At 67.6% G+C, this 17,525-nt stretch carries 15 protein-coding genes; 13 read left to right on the top strand and 2 right to left on the bottom strand.

Going from position 1 to position 17,525, the window contains the following annotated elements; translation table 11 throughout:
- Positions 1–40: 40 nt before the first annotated feature.
- A complete protein-coding gene (locus H610_RS0103065) occupies positions 41–1,747 on the bottom strand; it encodes a sensor domain-containing diguanylate cyclase (RefSeq protein WP_330216809.1) in 1,707 nt (568 codons plus the stop codon).
- 56 nt (positions 1,748–1,803) lie between these two features.
- On the opposite strand from H610_RS0103065, the gene H610_RS0103070 reads away from it, so the two are divergent.
- The 6 genes from H610_RS0103070 to H610_RS25665 all read left to right on the top strand — a co-directional run bounded on the left by H610_RS0103070 (position 1,804) and on the right by H610_RS25665 (position 8,772).
- Positions 1,804–2,517, top strand: coding sequence for a GntR family transcriptional regulator (locus H610_RS0103070; protein ID WP_028238313.1), 714 nt, complete (start codon positions 1,804–1,806; stop codon positions 2,515–2,517).
- Between the two features lie 85 nt (positions 2,518–2,602).
- On the top strand, positions 2,603–3,688 hold the full coding sequence (locus H610_RS0103075; RefSeq protein WP_028238314.1) for an isocitrate/isopropylmalate dehydrogenase family protein: 1,086 nt from the start codon (positions 2,603–2,605) through the stop codon (positions 3,686–3,688).
- Positions 3,681–4,610, top strand: a complete 930-nt coding sequence (locus H610_RS0103080) for a ketopantoate reductase family protein (protein WP_084166363.1) — start codon at positions 3,681–3,683, stop codon at positions 4,608–4,610. Before H610_RS0103075 ends, H610_RS0103080 begins: the two co-directional genes overlap by 8 nt.
- Before the next feature lie 130 nt (positions 4,611–4,740).
- Entirely contained in the window at positions 4,741–5,736 is a 996-nt protein-coding gene (locus tag H610_RS0103085) for a TRAP transporter substrate-binding protein (RefSeq protein WP_028238316.1), read from the top strand.
- A gap of 815 nt (positions 5,737–6,551) precedes the next feature.
- Positions 6,552–8,522, top strand: coding sequence for a BCCT family transporter (locus tag H610_RS0103090; protein WP_028238317.1), 1,971 nt, complete (start codon positions 6,552–6,554; stop codon positions 8,520–8,522).
- A gap of 97 nt (positions 8,523–8,619) precedes the next feature.
- Entirely contained in the window at positions 8,620–8,772 is a 153-nt protein-coding gene (locus H610_RS25665; protein ID WP_161630453.1) for a hypothetical protein, read from the top strand.
- Between the two features lie 288 nt (positions 8,773–9,060).
- Here the strand turns inward: H610_RS25665 and H610_RS0103100 are convergent, their stop codons facing one another.
- Entirely contained in the window at positions 9,061–10,428 is a 1,368-nt protein-coding gene (locus H610_RS0103100) for a GntP family permease (RefSeq protein ID WP_028238318.1), read from the bottom strand.
- Between the two features lie 132 nt (positions 10,429–10,560).
- On the opposite strand from H610_RS0103100, the gene H610_RS26070 reads away from it, so the two are divergent.
- From H610_RS26070 to H610_RS0103135, 7 genes are all read left to right on the top strand, one after another.
- The gene (locus tag H610_RS26070; RefSeq protein WP_256380895.1) at positions 10,561–10,689 is read left to right on the top strand and encodes a hypothetical protein; all 129 of its coding nucleotides are present in this window, start codon (positions 10,561–10,563) and stop codon (positions 10,687–10,689) included.
- Positions 10,690–10,827: 138 nt separating this feature from the next.
- Positions 10,828–12,894: a BCCT family transporter gene (locus tag H610_RS0103110; RefSeq protein ID WP_028238319.1), complete on the top strand. Its 2,067-nt coding sequence runs from the start codon at positions 10,828–10,830 to the stop codon at positions 12,892–12,894.
- Positions 12,895–13,289: 395 nt separating this feature from the next.
- Positions 13,290–14,063, top strand: a complete 774-nt coding sequence (locus tag H610_RS0103115) for an ABC transporter ATP-binding protein (protein WP_028238320.1) — start codon at positions 13,290–13,292, stop codon at positions 14,061–14,063.
- Positions 14,064–14,080: 17 nt separating this feature from the next.
- Positions 14,081–14,833, top strand: a complete 753-nt coding sequence (locus H610_RS0103120) for an ABC transporter substrate-binding protein (RefSeq protein WP_028238321.1) — start codon at positions 14,081–14,083, stop codon at positions 14,831–14,833.
- Positions 14,834–14,883: 50 nt separating this feature from the next.
- Positions 14,884–15,579 (top strand): ABC transporter permease, encoded by a 696-nt coding sequence (locus H610_RS0103125; RefSeq protein WP_028238322.1) that lies wholly within the window; start codon positions 14,884–14,886, stop codon positions 15,577–15,579.
- Positions 15,576–16,265 (top strand): ABC transporter permease, encoded by a 690-nt coding sequence (locus H610_RS0103130; protein WP_028238323.1) that lies wholly within the window; start codon positions 15,576–15,578, stop codon positions 16,263–16,265. Before H610_RS0103125 ends, H610_RS0103130 begins: the two co-directional genes overlap by 4 nt.
- 40 nt (positions 16,266–16,305) lie before the next feature.
- The gene (locus tag H610_RS0103135) at positions 16,306–17,514 is read left to right on the top strand and encodes a methyltransferase (RefSeq protein WP_028238324.1); all 1,209 of its coding nucleotides are present in this window, start codon (positions 16,306–16,308) and stop codon (positions 17,512–17,514) included.
- Positions 17,515–17,525 lie beyond the last annotated feature (11 nt).

The raw sequence follows: 17,525 nt of genomic DNA on the forward strand, positions 1-17,525 counted from the left end.
GGCTTCGTCGTTTCAGGGCCAGCGCCGGAGCTTTAGGGCTTCAGACATACTCGACGGAACCGGCCGGGGTCACGCTGACGCGATTACGACCGCTGTGCTTGGCCGCGTACAGGGCTTCGTCGGCCCTGCCGAGCAGATGCTCCGGGTCGTCGCCTGCCGGCAAGGCGGTCGCCACGCCGACGCTGGTGATGATCCGCAGGTCGCCCTTGGCCGTGGCGATGGTCGCCTCGGCGACGGCCAGGCGGAGCTTCTCGGCCACCCGCACGGCGCCGTCCGCGTCGGTGTGCGGCAGCAGTGCGGCGAACTCCTCGCCGCCAAGGCGCCCGAGCACGTCGTGGGCGCGCAGGGCGCCTCGGCAGATCGCTACGAATTCCTTCAGCACGACGTCGCCGACCGGGTGCCCGTAGGTGTCGTTCACCCGCTTGAAGTGGTCGATGTCCAGCATCAGGAATGCGAGCGGCTGCCGGTGGCGATGCGCGCGCATCAGTTCCGCGTCCAGCACCTCGAGGAAGGCGCGCCGGCTTTGCGCGCCGGTCAGCAGGTCGATACTGACCAACTGGCGCAGCTTTTCATGCGCCGCCTTCAACGCGGCGGTGTTGTCGAGATGCCGCCTGGCGGCATAGAAGCCCAGCAGGGCGACCGCGAGGAGCAGGGCCGAGACCACCCCCGCCGAGAGCACCAGCAGCTGCTCCCGGTCCTTGAACGCGGCCAGGTAGTCGGCGGGCGCCAGTTGCACCAGGACCACCAGCCCCAGGTCGTTCAGACGACGGTAGGCCACGAGGCTCTGCTGATCGTTGAGTACGTTCATCCCGGTGTAGAAGCCCTGGTCGGGTCGGGCCCTGTCGAAATAGGGCCGGTCCGCAGGCAGCAACGTGGTCTCTTTGCGAGGAAGCGGATTGCCCGACGCGATGGCGCGCGGCGCGCGGTCCAGGCCGACCAGGGCGATCAGCCCCGCATCGCCGACGTTGATCTGCTTGTAGAAATCGGTGAAGTAGCTGACCGGTACCGACAGGCTGAAGACGCCGGCGAACCGGCCCTGGTCGAAGACCGGCCGGGTCACCTGGATCGCCCAGATGCCGGACACCCGCCCCAGGACCGGCTTGCTGATGTACAGCCGGTCCTGGCCGGGGTTGTCGCGGTGAATGCGGAAATGCTCGCGGTCGCTCAGGTCGACCGGTTCCTCGACCGGCCCGTGGTCGGTGTAGACCAGCCGCCCACGGGCATCGATCATCCCGAACAGGGCGACCAGATCGCCGTACACCGAGAACTTGCGCTTGGCGAAGTCTTCGAAGCCCCTCGGGTTGTTGTGCGCCGCATCGTCGCGCAGGTCGAGGATCAAGGTATCGGCATACTGGATGACGCTGCGAACGTGCCCGGAGAAGGCGGTGGCGAGGTTCATCGCGTCGTTGCGCGCCGCCTGCTCCACCAGCGCGTGTTCGTGCCGGATCCAGAGCAGCAGCAACAGCCACATCGGCATCAGAATGGCCACCAGCGCGACGACGGAAAGGACACCGGCTTTCGCCTTGGTGGAACCATAACGCTGCGTCAAACCCAAACCCTCCAGATTCCGTACGCCCTCGCCTGCCGCCCCTGCGCGCGCCTCGCGCCTACCCGGGCTTCCAGCAAAAAAAAACATCAAAATGATATCACCGCCGTTCGATATCCCGAGCTGAACGGCTCCCCCATGCGACCGGACGCCAACCTGCGCGTTGCAGCGGGCCCGATCGCTGGCATGCATCGCTCGCATGCAAGACTCGCGAGCAGCGCGTACCATGAGGCGATCATCCCACCGGACGATCCGGCATGCCGCAGACCCTTCCCGCCGAGCCGAACCCGGATTGCGCCGTCAAGGATTCGCTCACCGATACCGCCTACCAGAAGATCAAGGCCGCCATCCTGCATTGCGAACTGCCACCGGGCTCGCGCTTTTCTGAACAGCAGATCGCCTCCTTGTTGCAGGTCAGCCGCACACCGGTGCACCAAGCGGTGGTCAAGCTCGAGCAGGAGGGCTGGTTGCGCTTCCTGCCGCGCAAGGGGGTACAGATCTCCAGCGTCACCGCCGACGAGATGCGGCACGTCTACGAGGTGCTGATGAGTCTCGAGGCCCTCGGTGTGATGCGCCTGGCCTCGCGCGAGGCACATGCCGCGGACGGCATCGACCAGGCGCTGGACCAGGCGCGCCGGGAGGGCGAGCGCGCCCTGGAGCGCGACGACCTGGATGCCTGGGCCGAGGCGGACGACCGCTTCCACACCCTGTTCGTCGACAGCAGCGGCAATCCGCATCTCTCCCGCCTGGCGCGCAACGTCCGCGAACAGGCCCACCGGGCGCGCCTGCTCACCCTGCGCCTGCGTCCCACGCCGGTGGCGTCGAACGTCGATCACAAGGCGATCCTCGATGCCATCCTGGCGCGCGATCCGCTGGCCGCGCGGGAAGCGCTGGAAGCCCACAGGACCCGGGGAATGGCCACCCTGCTGCCGCTGCTGGAGCAGCTCGCCAGCAACCGCATACTGAAGTAGCGTGTTTTTGCATGCGTCACTTGCATGCAAGTGAATCGCCGACTATAGAAATAACTCCAATAACAACAATGTCAGGAGTTTCCCTATGTCGCGTGCGTACCGAATCGCGATCATGCCCGGCGACGGCATCGGCCCGGAGGTGGTCGAGGCCGCCCTCTCGGTGCTCGACCGGGCCATCGCGCCGCAGGCCGTCGAGATGCAGTACAGCCATCACGAGGCGGGCGCCCACTACTACCGCCGCACCGGTCTGTCCATCTCGCCACAGACCATGGACGAGATCGGCCAGGCCGATGCGGTGCTGCTCGGCGCCATGGGCCTGCCGGACATTCGCAAGCCGGACGGCACCGAGATCGCCCCGCAGATCGACATCCGCGAGCACTACGGGCTGTTCGCCAGCCTGCGCCCCTGCAGGCTGATGGCCGGCGTGCCGACCCGCCTGAAGGCCGACAAGGTGGACCTGCTGGTCATCCGCGAGACCACCGAGGGCCTGTTCGCCGGCCGCCACGACAGGCTCGAGCCCAGCGACGAGAGCGTCAGCGACCGCCTGACCATCACCCGCAGGACCAGCGAGAAGCTTTTCGAGCTGGCCTTCGCCCAGGCCCGCACCCGCCGTGAGCGCCAGGGCACGCCGGGCCACGTGACGCTGCTGGACAAGGCCAATGTGCTGCGCAGCAACGCCTTCCTGCGCAAGGTGTTCGACGAAGTGGCCGAGCGCCATCCGGATATCGGCACCAGCCGTATCTACATCGATGCCGGCTCGATGATGTTCGTGACCAACCCCGAGCGCTACGACGTGGTGGTCACCGAAAATGTGTTCGGCGACATCACCTCCGAGATCGGCGCCGGCATCGTCGGCGGGCTGGGCGTAGCCCCTTCGGCCGACGTCAGCGAGCGCCACGGGGTGTTCCAGCCCAGCCACGGCACCGCGCCGGACATCGCCGGCCAGGGGCTGGCCAATCCGGTGGCGATGATCCTGTCGGCGGCGATGATGCTGGACTGGCTGTCCGAGCGGCACCAAGACCCCGGCTGCGCCAGGGCGGCGGCGGACATCCGCCAGGCCACCGAGCAGGCGCTGAAGGCCGGCGTGCTGACCCGCGACCTCGGCGGCCAGGCGACCACCACGGACGTCACCCGCGCGGTGCTCGAGCAACTGGAGGCAGCGCATGGCTAAGGTAGCGATCGTCGGATGCGGGGCCATGGGTTCCGTCTACGCCGGGCTGATGACCGACGCCGGCCACGAAGTGCATTGCGTGACGCTGTGGGAAGACCATGTGGCGGCCATTCGCGAAAAGGGCCTGCGGGTCGAGGGCGTCAGCGGCGACCGCACGGTGCGCCTGGCCAGCGCCTCGACCCGCACCGAAGGCATCGGCGTCTGCGACCTGGTGATCATCGCCACCAAGGCCTTCGACGTCGAAGCGGCGGCCGAGGCCTGCCTGCCGCTGCTCGGCCCGGACACCGTGGTGCAGACGCTGCAGAACGGCCTGGGTTCGGCGGACCGGGTGGCGCCCATCGTCGGCCCCGACCGGCTGGCCATCGGCGTGGTCGGCGGCTTCGGCGCCTCGCGGCGGGCGCCAGGCCACGTGCATCACAACGGCATGGAGATCACCTGGTTCGGCGCCTACGCCGGGCTGCCTCGCGAGAAGCTCGAAGCGTCCACGCGCATCTGGGAGTCGGCCGGCTTCCGCGTGCGGCATTTCGATGATACGCGGCAGATGGTCTGGCAGAAGCTGATCATGAACGTGACCTTCTCCGGCAGCACCTGCCTGACCGGACTGACCATCGGCCAGGTCATGGCCGACCCGCATGCCTGGCGCGTGGCCAGCGGCTGCGCGAAGGAAGCCGTCGCGGTGGCGCAGGCGCTGGGCGTCAACCTGGCGCTCGACGACCCGCTCGGGCACATCCGCGAGCTGGGCGGCAAGATTCCCCATGCGCGGCCGTCCATGCTGCTCGACCACCTTGCCGGCCTGCGCGGAGAGGTGGATGTGATCAACGGCTCGATCCCGCGCCTGGGCGCCGAACTGGGCGTCCCTACGCCGGTCAACGACACCGTGCTCGCACTGATCAAGGCCCGCGAATCGACTTTCAGCAAGTGATACGGGCCCGGCTCCTGCTTCCAGGGGTCGGCCATCCACCCACCACCATGAGGAGCCCTGCCGACAGCACCGTCTTGCGTACGTACCGTTTCCATCACTGATCCAACAATAACAATGAGGTGAGCCGAACATGTCGAAACCCCGCATCCGGGCGCTCTTCTGCGCCCTGTCCCTGCTCTTCGCCGGCTTCGCGCAGGCACAGGACCCGATCGTCATCAAGTTCTCCCACGTGGTCGCCGAAAGCACGCCCAAGGGCCAGGGCGCCCTGCTGTTCAAGAAGCTCGTCGAGGAGCGCCTGCCGGGCAAGGTCACGGTCGAGGTCTACCCGAACTCGTCGCTCTACGGCGACGGCAAGGAGATGGAGGCGCTGCTGCTCGGCGACGTGCAGCTGATCGCGCCGGCACCGACCAAGCTCGAGCAGTACACCAAGAAGCTGCAGATCTTCGACCTGATGTTCCTCTTCGACGACATGGAAGCCGCGACCCGCTTCCAGAACTCGCCCAAGGGCCGCGCCCTGCTGACCTCGATGGAGGACAAGGGCATCAAGGGCCTGGCCTATTGGCTCAACGGCATGCGCCAGCTGACCGCCAACCAGCCGCTGCGCGAACCCGAGGACGCCCGCGGACTGAAGTTCCGGGTGCAACCGTCGAACCTGCAGGCGGCCCAGTTCCAGGCGCTCAATGCGGTGCCGCGCAAGATGGCGATGGCCGAGGTCTACCAGGGGCTGCAGACCGGCGTGGTCAATGCCCAGGACAACCCCTGGTCGAACATCTACAGCCAGAAGTACTTCGAGGTGCAGAAGTACATGACCGAGTCGGACCACGCCATCGGCAACTACGTGCTGATCGCCAACGCCAACTTCTGGAACGGCCTGCCGGACGACATCCGCGGCGAACTGGACAAGATCGTCGAGGAGGTCAGCCTGGAAGTGAACCGCCAGGCGCAGGCGCTGAACGACAAGGCCAAGCAGGGCGTGGTGGCCACCGGCAAGAGCGAGATCATCGAGCTCACCCCGGAACAGCGTGCGGCCTGGCGCGAAGCGGTGCAGCCGGCGTGGAAGCAGTACGAGGCGGAGATCGGCCCCGACCTGATCGAAGCGGCGCTGGCCGCCAACAAGGCGCATTGAGCGCTGCCGGCCCGGGCCTCGGCGCCCGGGCCGTTCGTTCGAGTCCCGCCGGGCCAGCGAATGGCGTGGGCCTGGCACCCGTATACGTTGGCCGAGGTTCGGTGGTCTCCCCCTCTGGGTACCGGCCTGCGCCGGTACGACAGGTGGGAGTGAGACTGGGGGTTCGTGCCTTGGTCCGGCCCGGTCATGGCTGCGCCCCAACGCCCCGTTTCAGCACGGACGAGCACCGAAACGCCTGTTCCCGTCGCCCGATGCAGGCCGGGGCCCAGGTCAATGCTGTTCACTTAAGTGATGGACCCTTGGCCTCGGGCAGGCCTACGGCCTGCATCGCCGCGAGGGCGCGCCTCCCACGGGGATGTGATGGATGCCGCGAGCCCGTAGGAACCGGCGCAGCCTCCCGCAGGGCTCGGCGGGCAGCTCCGCTTTTGTGGGAGGCCCGACCTCGGGGCGAGCTTGCCTAAGTGAACGGCATTAGGGGCCCAGGTGGCTTGCAGGGGGATGGCGCTGGCAGTGAGGGGAAGGCTGCCGCGGCGCTGGCGCAGTTCCGGCCATCGCCGCTCCCAGCGTGCGCGATTCGAGCCGATCGTCGGCGAACACGCGGCTGAACTTTGACCGCGCGCCAGGGCCCTAACCATCGTTCGCATGACCATTTTTTCTGCGCCAGACCAGTTGTCCAACGCGCTCTTCGCCAGGGATCCAGGCGCGAGGCACGCCCGAGCACCAACCGGTACAGTCGCCATTAGACTGCCATCAGTGTTAGGCTGTGCCGTTCGCCACAGGCGCCCCCCTCGAATCGCAAGAAACAGGAGAGCTGCATGCAGGCCGGACAGCCATCCCCGCCGACCCTCAATCCGCCCGTTTTCTACGGGTCCGCCATCATCATCCTCGCCCTGGTGCTCTACAGCGCGCTGCTGCCGGACCAGGCCCAGGCCCTGTTCAGTGACCTGCAGACCTGGATCATCGCCAACGTCAGCTGGTTCTACATTCTGGCCGTCGCGATCATCCTGCTGACCGTGGTGCTGCTTGCCCTGACCCGCTACGGCGACATCAAGCTCGGCCCCGATCACAGCGAGCCGGACTACAACAACACCACCTGGTTCGCCATGCTGTTTTCCGCCGGCATGGGCATCGGCCTGATGTTCTTCGGCGTCGCCGAGCCGGTGATGCATTTTCTCGACCCGCCCACCGGCACCGGCGGTACCGTCGCGGCCGCCCGCGAGGCGATGAACGTCACCTTCTTCCATTGGGGCCTGCACGCCTGGGCGATCTACGCCATCGTCGCGCTGGTGCTGGCCTATTTCAGCTATCGCCAGGGCCTGCCGCTGACGCTGCGCTCGGCGCTCTACCCACTGATCGGCGAACGCATCCATGGCCCGATCGGCCACGCGGTGGACATGTTCGCCGTCATCAGCACGGTGCTCGGCGTCGCCACCTCGCTCGGCTTCGGCGTCACCCAGATCAACACCGGCCTGAACCATCTCTACGGCGTGCCGATCTCGGCGCCGGTGCAGATCGCCCTGATCATCGGCACCACCGCGCTGGCGACCCTGTCGGTGGTGACCGGGCTGGACAAGGGCGTGCGCCGCCTGTCCGAGCTCAACCTGTCGCTCGGCCTGCTGCTGATGGCACTGGTGCTGATCGTCGGGCCGACGGTGTTCATCCTGCAGACCTTCGTGCAGAACACCGGCAACTACCTGTCGGACCTGGTGAACAAGACCTTCAACCTCTACGCCTACGAGCCGAACGACTGGATCGGCGGCTGGACCCTGTTCTACTGGGGCTGGTGGCTGGCCTGGTCGCCCTTCGTCGGCCTGTTCATCGCGCGCATCTCGCGCGGGCGCACCATCCGCGAATTCGTCACCGGCGTGCTGCTGGTACCGGCCGGCTTCACGCTGCTGTGGATGACCGTGTTCGGCGACGCGGCGATCCACATGATCATGATCGAGCAGATCACCGACCTCGGCGCCGCCGTCTCCCAGGACAGCTCGCTGGCGCTGTTCGCCTTCCTCGAGCACTTCCCCTTCGCCTCGGCGCTGTCGGTGGTGGCGATCCTGATGGTGGTGGTGTTCTTCGTCACCTCGGCCGACTCCGGCGCGCTGGTGGTCGACCTGCTGGCTTCCGGCGGGCGCGAGCCGACCCCGGTGTGGCAGCGGGTGTTCTGGGCGTCGTCGATGGGCGTCGTGGCCATCGCGCTGCTGCTGGCCGACGGCCTGACCGCCTTGCAGACCGCGACCATCGCCAGCGCCCTGCCCTTCACCCTCGTCCTGCTGCTGTCGATGTGGGGGCTGATCAAGGCGCTGCGGCTGGATGCCACCAAGCGCGACCTGCGCTACCTGGCGCCGAACATCTCCCCCAGCGCACCGAGCGCGACCGGCGGCTGGCAGCGCCGGCTGCACAACCTGGTGCGATTCCCGCAGCGCCCGGAAGTGGCGCGCTTCCTCGACGAGGTGGCGCAACCGGCCTGCGAGGCGGTGCAGAAGGAACTGAACGAGGAAGGCTTCGAGACCCAGGTGACGCGCGGCGAGGACGGCCGCGTACGGCTGGAGATCACCCACGAGGGCGAGGTCGACTTCGTCTACGAGGTGCGCCCACGCCCCTACGACCGGCCGAGCTACGCACCCGACGGCACCGAGCAGCAGCCGGACGAGCAGTACTACCGCGCCGAGGTGTACCTGAAGGAAGGCGGCCAGAACTACGACCTGATGGGCTGGCGCCGCGACGAGGTGATCGGCGACATCCTCGACCAGTACGAGAAGCACCTGCACTTCCTGCACCTGGTGCGCTGAGCCAGCCGACCACCCGACGGCCGGCCGCATGCCGGTCGAACGGGTGGTGCCGGGCTCGCTCGAACGCTGACAAGCCCCACGTTTGAGGAGGTGCCGGATGAAACAGCCGACCGAGGGCGAGCGCGTGACGCCGATCAACACGCCCGAGGACATCGAGGACGCCACCACGCCGGACCTCGAGGACGATGCGTACACCGGTCCGGAAACGCTCCCGGAAGACCCGGCGGTCAACAGCGACGATCAGCGCTGAGAACCCACCGACCGTGCAGCCGTAGGGTGGGCCGGGCGGCGTTCCGCTTCAACCCACCAGAGGCCGAACGCCCCGTGCCCGGTGGGCTGGAGCGCAGCGCCGCTCCGGCGTTGGATCCATTCGCGACCAAGGTCGCTCCTACAACCGGGATGGGCTGAATGCCGCAAGCCCGTCGGGAACGGGCGCGGCCTCCCACGGCTTCGCGCGACCGAAAGCATTTGTGGGAGCCCGCCCCCGGGGCGATCGCTTTGCCGGACAGTCGCCACCCCGGGCGCCTGTCCGAACGACTCACAGCAGGATCAGCCCCAGTACCCACACGGTGATCATGCCGGCGATGCCCTGGATCAGGGTCGCCAGGGTCTGTGCGCGGTAGGCGGTGGCCACTTTCATCCGGCTGAACTGGCTGACCACCCAGAAGTAGCTGTCGTTGGCGTGCGAGACCGTCATCGCGCCCGCGCCGATGGCCATCACGGTGAGCACCCGGCCCATTTCGCTGTCCAGCCCGAGGCTCGGCAGCAGCGGCGCGACCATCGCCGAGGTGGTCACCAGCGACACCGTCGAGGAGCCCTGCGCGGTCTTCAGCGCGGCGGCGACCAGGAACGGCATGAACAGCCCGATGCCCAGCGTCGACAGGCTCTGACCGAGGTAGTCGGTCAGCGGCGAGGCCTTGAGCACCGCGCCGAAGGCGCCGCCGGCGCCGGTGATCAGCAGGATCGGCGCCGCCGCGACGATGCCGTCGGCGATGTGGTCATGGAACTGCTGCCGCTTGTTCTCGCCCTTGAGCAGCGTGCAGGCCAGCGCCAGGCCGACCAGCAGCGCGGCGACCGGCTGGCCGAGGAAGCCGAGCAGGGTGAACAGCAGGCCATCGCCCAGCGGGCGGGTCGGGAAGGCCGCGATCGAGCCGAGGCAGATCAGCGCGATGGGCACGAAGATCGGTGCGAACGCCTGCCAGGCCCCCGGCAGTTGGCCGTAGGAGCGCTTGAGGGTCTCGAAGTCCTCGTTCTTGGCCAGCAGTTCGCTCGGCGCCTCCTCCAGCAGCTCGGCGTCGTCCTGGCGCAGGAAGCGGTTGGCCCAGAGCATGCCGGCCAGCGCGGTGACCAGCGCGACCAGCAGTCCGACGCCGATGACCAGGCCGAGGTTCTGCTCGAGCCCGAGGTTGCCGGCCGCGGCGATCGGCCCCGGCGTCGGCGGGACGAAGGTGTGGGTGGCGTACAGGCCGGTGGCCAGGGCCACGCTCATGGCGACCACCGAGACCTTCATCCGTGCGGCCAGGGCGTTCTTCAGCGAGTTCAGGATCACGTAGCCGGAATCGCAGAACACCGGGATCGACACCAGGTAGCCGATGATGGTCAGCGTCAGCGTGGGAAAACGCTCGCCGAGCAGGCGGATGACGCTCTCGGCCATGGTGATGGCCGCCCCGCTGCGCTCGAGGATCACCCCGATGATGGTGCCGAGCACGATGACGATGCCGATGTAGCCGAGGATGCCACCGAAGCCGGTGGCCACGGTCTTGAGGATGTCCGCCGACGGCAGGCCGTAGGCGAAGCCGGCGAGGAGCGCGGCGAGCAGCAGGGCGAGGAAGGGATGCAGCTTCAGCCAGGTGGTCGCCAGCACGATGAAGGCGACCAACGCCAGCAGGATCAGAACGAGGCTCATGTCGAGCTCCTTGTCGTTGTGGGACAGCCGCGCGGGCGAGACACGAGCCGACCGGCTCGACACTGGCCCCGGGCTGCGACGAACGATACGCCACGCCCGGGCTCGAACGGAAGAAGCCACCGGAGCCAGGCCATGAACCCGAACGCAGAGCCCACCGACCAAGACCCGCTCGACAGCCCCGACGACCTCGAAAGCGACGGCAAGAACGCCAGGGAGCCGGAGGCGCTGCCGGACGACGCCGAGGCCGACGGCAACGACTGACCCGCCCCAGTCCGCCCCCGGCGCCGGCAGGGCCGCCGCCGTCAAATCCGACGAAGTCTTTTCGCCGCCCGCGAGTCTATGAAAGGAGCCGGTGGCCTGGAGGCCGCTTCATCCAACAACCCACCGAGAGCCGTGCGCATGCCCCATACCGCGAAACTGCCCAGGGCCATCATCCTCGTGCCGGTGTTCGTCCCGGCGGTCGTCATCACCGTACTGCTGGTGGTCGGCACCATGAGCAACCCGCAGCTGGCGGGCGAACTGTTCGACGCGGTGCTGGCCTACATCACGCGCAGCTTCGGCTGGTTCTACATGCTGTCGGTGGCCTTCTTCCTGGTCTTCATCGTCGGCATCGCGCTGACCAAGTGGGGCAACATCAAGCTCGGCCCCGACCACGCCGAGCCGCAGTACAGCTTCCCGGCCTGGTTCGCCATGTTGTTCTCCGCCGGCTACGGCATCGCCCTGCTGTTTTTCGGGGTGGCCGAGCCGGTGCTGCACTATTCGACGCCGCCGGACGGCGCGCCGGAAACGGTGGACGCGGCCAAGCAGGCGATGCAGATCGCCTTCTTCCACTGGGGTTTCCACATCTGGGGCATCTTCGGCATCGTCGGCCTGGCGCTGGCGTACTTCTCCTTCCGCCACGGCCTGCCGCTGTCGCTGCGCTCGGCGCTCTACCCGCTGATCGGCGAGCGCATCCACGGGCCGATCGGGCACTGCGTCGACGTGCTGGTGATCCTCGGCACGCTGTTCGGCATCGCCACCACGCTCGGGCTGTCGGTCACCCAGATCAACGCCGGCCTCAACTACCTGTGGGACGTGCCGGTCAGCGTCGGCGTGCAGATCATCGCCATCGTGGTGATCACCGCCATGGCCGTCTGCTCGGTGGTCGCCGGGCTGGACAAGGGGGTGAAGAACCTCTCGCTGCTGAACATGGTGCTCGCCACGCTGCTGATGGCCTTCGTGCTGGTGGTCGGGCCGACCCTGTTCATCCTCGAGACCTTCCTGCAGAACACCGGCAGCTACCTGAACAACATCATCGAGCGCACCTTCAACCTTCAGGCCTACAGCCGCAGCGACTGGATCGGCAACTGGACGCTGTTCATCTTTGGCTGGACCATCTCCTGGTCGCCCTTCGTCGGCCTGTTCATCGCCAAGATCAGCCGCGGGCGGACCATCCGCCAGTTCGTCTTCGGCGTGCTGATCGTGCCGACCCTGTTCACCTTCTTCTGGTTCTCGGTGTTCGGCGACACCGCGCTGCACCTGATCATGGTCGAGGGCTACACCGAGCTCATCGCCGAAGTGCAGGCCGACCACGCCATCGCGCTGTTCCAGATGTTCGAGCTGCTGCCGCTGTCCTCGCTGGCCTCGGTGCTGGCGGTGCTGCTGATCGTCACCTTCTTCGTCACCTCGTCGGACTCCGGCTCGCTGGTGATCGACTCGATCGCCGCCGGCGGCGCCATCCAGACGCCGGTCTGGCAGCGGGTGTTCTGGGCCAGCATCGAAGGGGTGGTCGCCGCCGCCCTGCTGCTGGCCGGCGGGCTCAGCGCCCTGCAGACCATGGCCATCACCAGCGGCCTGCCGTTCTGCGTGCTGATGATGCTCATGGCGCTGGGCATGTGGCGCGCGCTGGTGATCGAGGGGCACCAGCTGAGCCTGCAGAACCACATGCAGAGCACCCGGCTGGCGAGCAACGCCGGCCTCGGGCTGTGGAAGAAGCGCCTGGCCGGGCTGGTGACCTTCCCCGACCGCGAGGCGGTGGAGAATTTCATGGCCACCACCGTGCTGAAGGCCATGCGCCGCGTGCAGCGCGGCCTGCAGGAGCAGGACTGGCCAGCCGAGGTGCATGTCGACGAGGCCAACTCGCGGCTGTACCTGGAGGTCCAGCGCGAGGGACAGCTGGACTTCGTCTACGAGATCCGCCTGATGCAGTACGCCATGCCGGCGTTCGCCCAGCCGGCCAGCGCCGACGGCGACGCGCACTACTACCGCGCGGAGGTGTTCCTGCGCCGCGGCGGGCAGTCCTACGACGTCTATGGCTACGAGCAGCAGGACATCATCAGCGACATACTCGACCAGTTCGAGAAGTACCTGCATTTCCTGCACATCTCGCCCGGCAGCCTGCCCTGGCGCATGGACGAACACGACGAACTGCTCAACACCGAGCCCGCTCCCGAAGGCGGCGACCAGGCCTCGCGTCCGGCGCCCTGATTGCTCGATCCCGCCCCGGCCGCTCTGGCACGCGCCCGCCGATCCGACAGCCCGGCGCGACCGGCCGGTCAGCCGCCGAACCGCATGGCTCGCGGCTTGGCGCTCGCGCTCGCCCATGCTAGCTTTGCGCCTCGCCAGGAGGGCGAGCCGTGGCTGGGCATCCCGCTTGCATGAAATCCGCACGCAAACCCCAGGGTACCAGCCTTCCACAGGTCGCATGAAATTCGCCAGCGCAGCCGAGCGCAGCGGCTTCACGGCCTGTCGTCGCCTGACGCTGGACGTACCGCCATGGGCTGCACCGGGCGCGCCGGTGTCGCCCGGCCGGGCATCTGGGCGATGACGATGCTCCCGGCCGAGCCCTGCTAATCTAGTCGAAGGTCAGAAGAGGTACGTCCATGGCTGACGCCATGCCCGCATTGGAAATCCGCAACCTGCACAAGCGCTACGGCGCACTCGAGGTGCTCAAGGGCATCTCGCTGAGCGCCCGCGATGGCGACGTCATCTCCATCCTCGGCTCGTCCGGCTCGGGGAAATCGACCTTCCTGCGCTGCATCAACCTGCTGGAAAACCCCAACGAGGGCGAGATCGTCGTCGCCGGCGAGCCGATGAAGCTCAAGCAGGCGCGCAGCGGCGAGCTGGTCGCCGCCGATGCCCGGCAGATCAACCGCATGCGCAGCGAAATCGGCTTCGTGTTCCAGAACTTCAACCTCTGGCCGCACATGACCGTGCTCGACAACATCATCGAGGCGCCGCGGCGCGTGCGCGGGCGCAGCAAGGCCGAGGCCACCGAGATGGCCGAGGCGCTGCTGGCCAAGGTGGGCATCGCCGACAAGCGCCACGCCTACCCGGCGCAGCTGTCCGGCGGCCAGCAGCAGCGCGCGGCCATCGCCCGGACGCTGGCCATGCAGCCCAAGGTCATCCTCTTCGACGAACCCACCTCGGCGCTCGACCCCGAGATGGTACAAGAAGTGCTTGCCGTCATCCGGTCACTGGCCGATGAGGGCCGCACCATGCTGCTTGTCACTCATGAGATGAACTTCGCCAAACAGGTTTCCAGCGAAGTGGTGTTCCTTCATCAGGGACAGGTGGAAGAGCAGGGAACGCCTGAACAGGTGTTTGACAACCCTCAGTCGGCGCGCTGCAAACAATTCATGTCAAGCCATCGATAACGGAGCATCCAAAACTCATGAAGAGCCTGCCCAAGTTTCTCTTTGCCGCCGCCCTGACCCTGGCCTGCGGCAGCTCGTTCGCCGCGGAAAAGCTGCGCATCGGCACCGAAGGCGCCTATCCGCCCTTCAACCTGATCGACGCCTCCGGCAAGGTGGTCGGCTTCGACCTGGACATCGCCCACGCCCTCTGCGCCAAGATGCAGACCGAGTGCGAAGTGGTCACCTCCGACTGGGACGGCATCATCCCCGCCCTGAATGCGAAGAAGTTCGACTTCATCATCGCCTCGATGTCGATCACCGAGGAGCGCCAGCAGGCGGTGGATTTCACCGAGCCCTACTACACCAACAAGCTGCAGTTCGTGGCCCCCAAGTCGGTGGACTTCAAGACCGATGAAGCCAGCCTGAAAGGCAAGTCGATCGGCGCCCAGCGCGCGACCATCGCCGGCACCTGGCTGGAGGACAACCTGGGCGACACCGTCGACATCAAGCTCTACGACACCCAGGAAAACGCCTACCTCGACCTCGCCTCCGGCCGCGTCGACGCCATTCTCGCCGATACCTTCGTGCAGTGGGAATGGCTCAAGAGCGAGACCGGCAAGGACTTCGAATTCAAGGGCGACCCGGTGTTCGACAACGACAAGATCGGCATCGCGGTGCGCAAGGGCGACGACGAGCTGCGCAACAACCTGAACAAGGCGCTCGAGGAAATCATCGCAGACGGCACCTACAAGCAGATCAACGACAAGTACTTCCCCTTCAGCATTCGATGACCCGCCCGATCGGCGCCCGGCATGTCCGGGCGCCGATGCCTTGAGTTCACATGATTCCTGACCTTCACGGATTCGGTCCGGCGCTGATCGCCGGGACCTGGATGACCATTCAACTGGCCCTCGCCTCGCTGGCGCTGGGGCTGGTGCTCGGGCTGCTCGGCGCCCTCGCCAAGACTTCGCCCTACGCCTTCTTCCGCTGGCTCGGCGGCACCTACTCGACCATCGTGCGAGGCGTGCCGGAGCTGCTCTGGGTGCTGCTGATCTACTTCGGCACCGTCAACCTCGTACGCGTGATCGGCGAGACCGTCGGCATCGAGAACCTGGCCCTGAGCCCGTTCGCCGCCGGCACCGTGGCGCTCGGGCTGTGCTTCGGCGCCTATGCCACGGAAGTCTTCCGCGGCGCGCTGCTGGCCATCCCCCGCGGGCACCGCGAGGCCGGCCTGGCGCTGGGCCTCGGCAAGCGGCGCATCTTCTGGCGGCTGATCCTGCCGCAGATGTGGCGCATCGCCCTGCCCGGGCTCGGCAACCTGTTCATGATCCTGATGAAGGACACCGCGCTGGTCTCGGTGATCGGCCTCGAAGAGATCATGCGCCGCTCGCAGATCGCCGTGACCGCCAGCAAGGAGCCCTTCACCTTCTTCCTGGTCGCCGCCTTCATCTACCTCGGCCTGACCATCGTCGCGATGATCGGCATGCATTTCCTCGAACGACGCGCTGGGCGCGGTTTCACCCGGAGCGCCGCATGAGCTGGGAACTCTTGATCAAATGGCTGCCCCAGTTCCTCGACGGCGCCTGGCTGACCCTGCAACTGGTCGGCGTCTCGGTCATCACCGGGCTGATCCTCGCCCTGCCGCTGGGCATCGCCCGCTCCTCGCGACACCTGGCGGTTCGCGCGCTGCCCTACGGCTACATCTTCTTCTTCCGCGGCACGCCGCTGCTGGTGCAGCTGTTCCTCGTCTACTACGGGCTGGCGCAGTTCGACGTTGTGCGCAAAAGTGCGCTCTGGCCCTACCTGCGTGATCCATACTGGTGCGCCATCATCACCATGACCATGCACACCGCCGCCTACATCGCCGAGATCCTGCGCGGCGCCATCCAGGCGGTGCCGCCGGGCGAGATCGAGGCGGCACGGGCACTGGGCATGTCGCGCAGCCAGGCGCTGCTGCACATCATCCTGCCGCGCGCGGCGCGCATCGGCCTGCCAGCCTACAGCAACGAGGTGATCCTGATGCTCAAGGCCAGTGCACTGGCCAGCACCATCACGCTGCTCGAACTGACCGGCATGGCGCGCAAGATCGCCGCCCGCACCTACATGCACGAAGAGATGTTCCTCATCGCCGGGGTGATCTACCTGGTCATCGCCTTCGTCCTGATGCAGGGCTTCAAGCTGCTGGAGCGCTGGCTGCGCGTCGACGCGCTGCACGGTCGCTGAACCCACTCACCCTTACGGGCCGCTCGCGGCCCGTCTTCCGATGAACGAACCTGCGGCCCTTTCCGAGCGATTCCAGGCCCTCGACCGCTTCCTGCTCGAGCACGCGGCGCTGTGGCGCCCGCGCCCCTTCACCCGCCGCGAACTGCCCTGGGAAGCGCAGCACTCCGACCTCGCCGACTGGCTGCGCCAGCGCAGCCTGGAGCAGGCCGAAGAGGCGCACAACCGGCCGGCCGAGCTGCAGGCACCAGCGCCCTTTCCCGAACTGGCGCGCGAGGCGGAGGCGCTGTCCACGCTGCCGCGCCTGGCCGCTGCGCGCTACCGGCACCTTTCCTCACGCCAGTTGCGCGACATTCCCGGCCGCAAGCTGGCGCAGATCCAGGCCTTCGCCGACTGCCTGCCGCCGTCCGAACAGCCGCGCCACTGGCTTGATTGGTGCGCGGGCAAGGGTCACCTCGGCCGCTACCTGACGCAGGCGGGCGATCGCCTCAGCGCCCTGGAATGGGACCCGGCGCTGGCGCAGGCCGGCCGCCAGCTCAGCGCGCGAGCAGCGATCGAGGCCGAACACCATTGCGTCGACGTGCTCACCGAAGGGGCCACCGCGCACCTCACCGCCGGGCACAGCGCCGTCGCCCTGCACGCCTGCGGCGACCTGCACATCCGCCTGCTGCAGCTCGCTGCCGAGGCCGGCTGCCCGGCCATCGCGGTCGCGCCCTGCTGCTACAACCGCATCGCCGGGCGCGACTACCGGCCCCTCTCCTCCGCCGCGCGGGCCAGCGCCCTGCGCCTGGACATCGACGACCTGGCCCTGCCGCTGACCGAGACCGTCACCGCCGGCACCCGTGAACGCCGCCAGCGCGACCATTCCATGGCCCGGCGCCTGGCGTTCGACCTGCTGCAGCGCGAGCTGCGCGGCGAAGACGACTATCTCCCGACGCCCTCCCTGCCCAGCGCCTGGCTGCACGAGCCCTTCGCCGCCTACTGCCGCCACCTCGCCGAACTCAAGGGCCTGCCATGCCCCGCAGAGCGCGACTGGGCCGCACTCGAGCAACAGGGCTGGACGCGCCTGGCCCAGGTGCGCAACCTGGAGCTGCTCCGCGCCCTGTTCCGCCGCCCGCTGGAAACCTGGCTGCTGCTGGACCGTGCGCTCTACTTGGAAGAACAGGGCTACCGCGTCACCCTCGGCACCTTCTGCGAACCGACCCTGACCCCACGCAACGCGCTGCTGCTCGCCCAGCGCGTGGCCGGCTGAACGGCTGCCGG

This window comes from Stutzerimonas azotifigens DSM 17556, assembly GCF_000425625.1.
In the GTDB taxonomy this organism is placed as follows: Bacteria; Pseudomonadota; Gammaproteobacteria; order Pseudomonadales; family Pseudomonadaceae; genus Stutzerimonas; species Stutzerimonas azotifigens.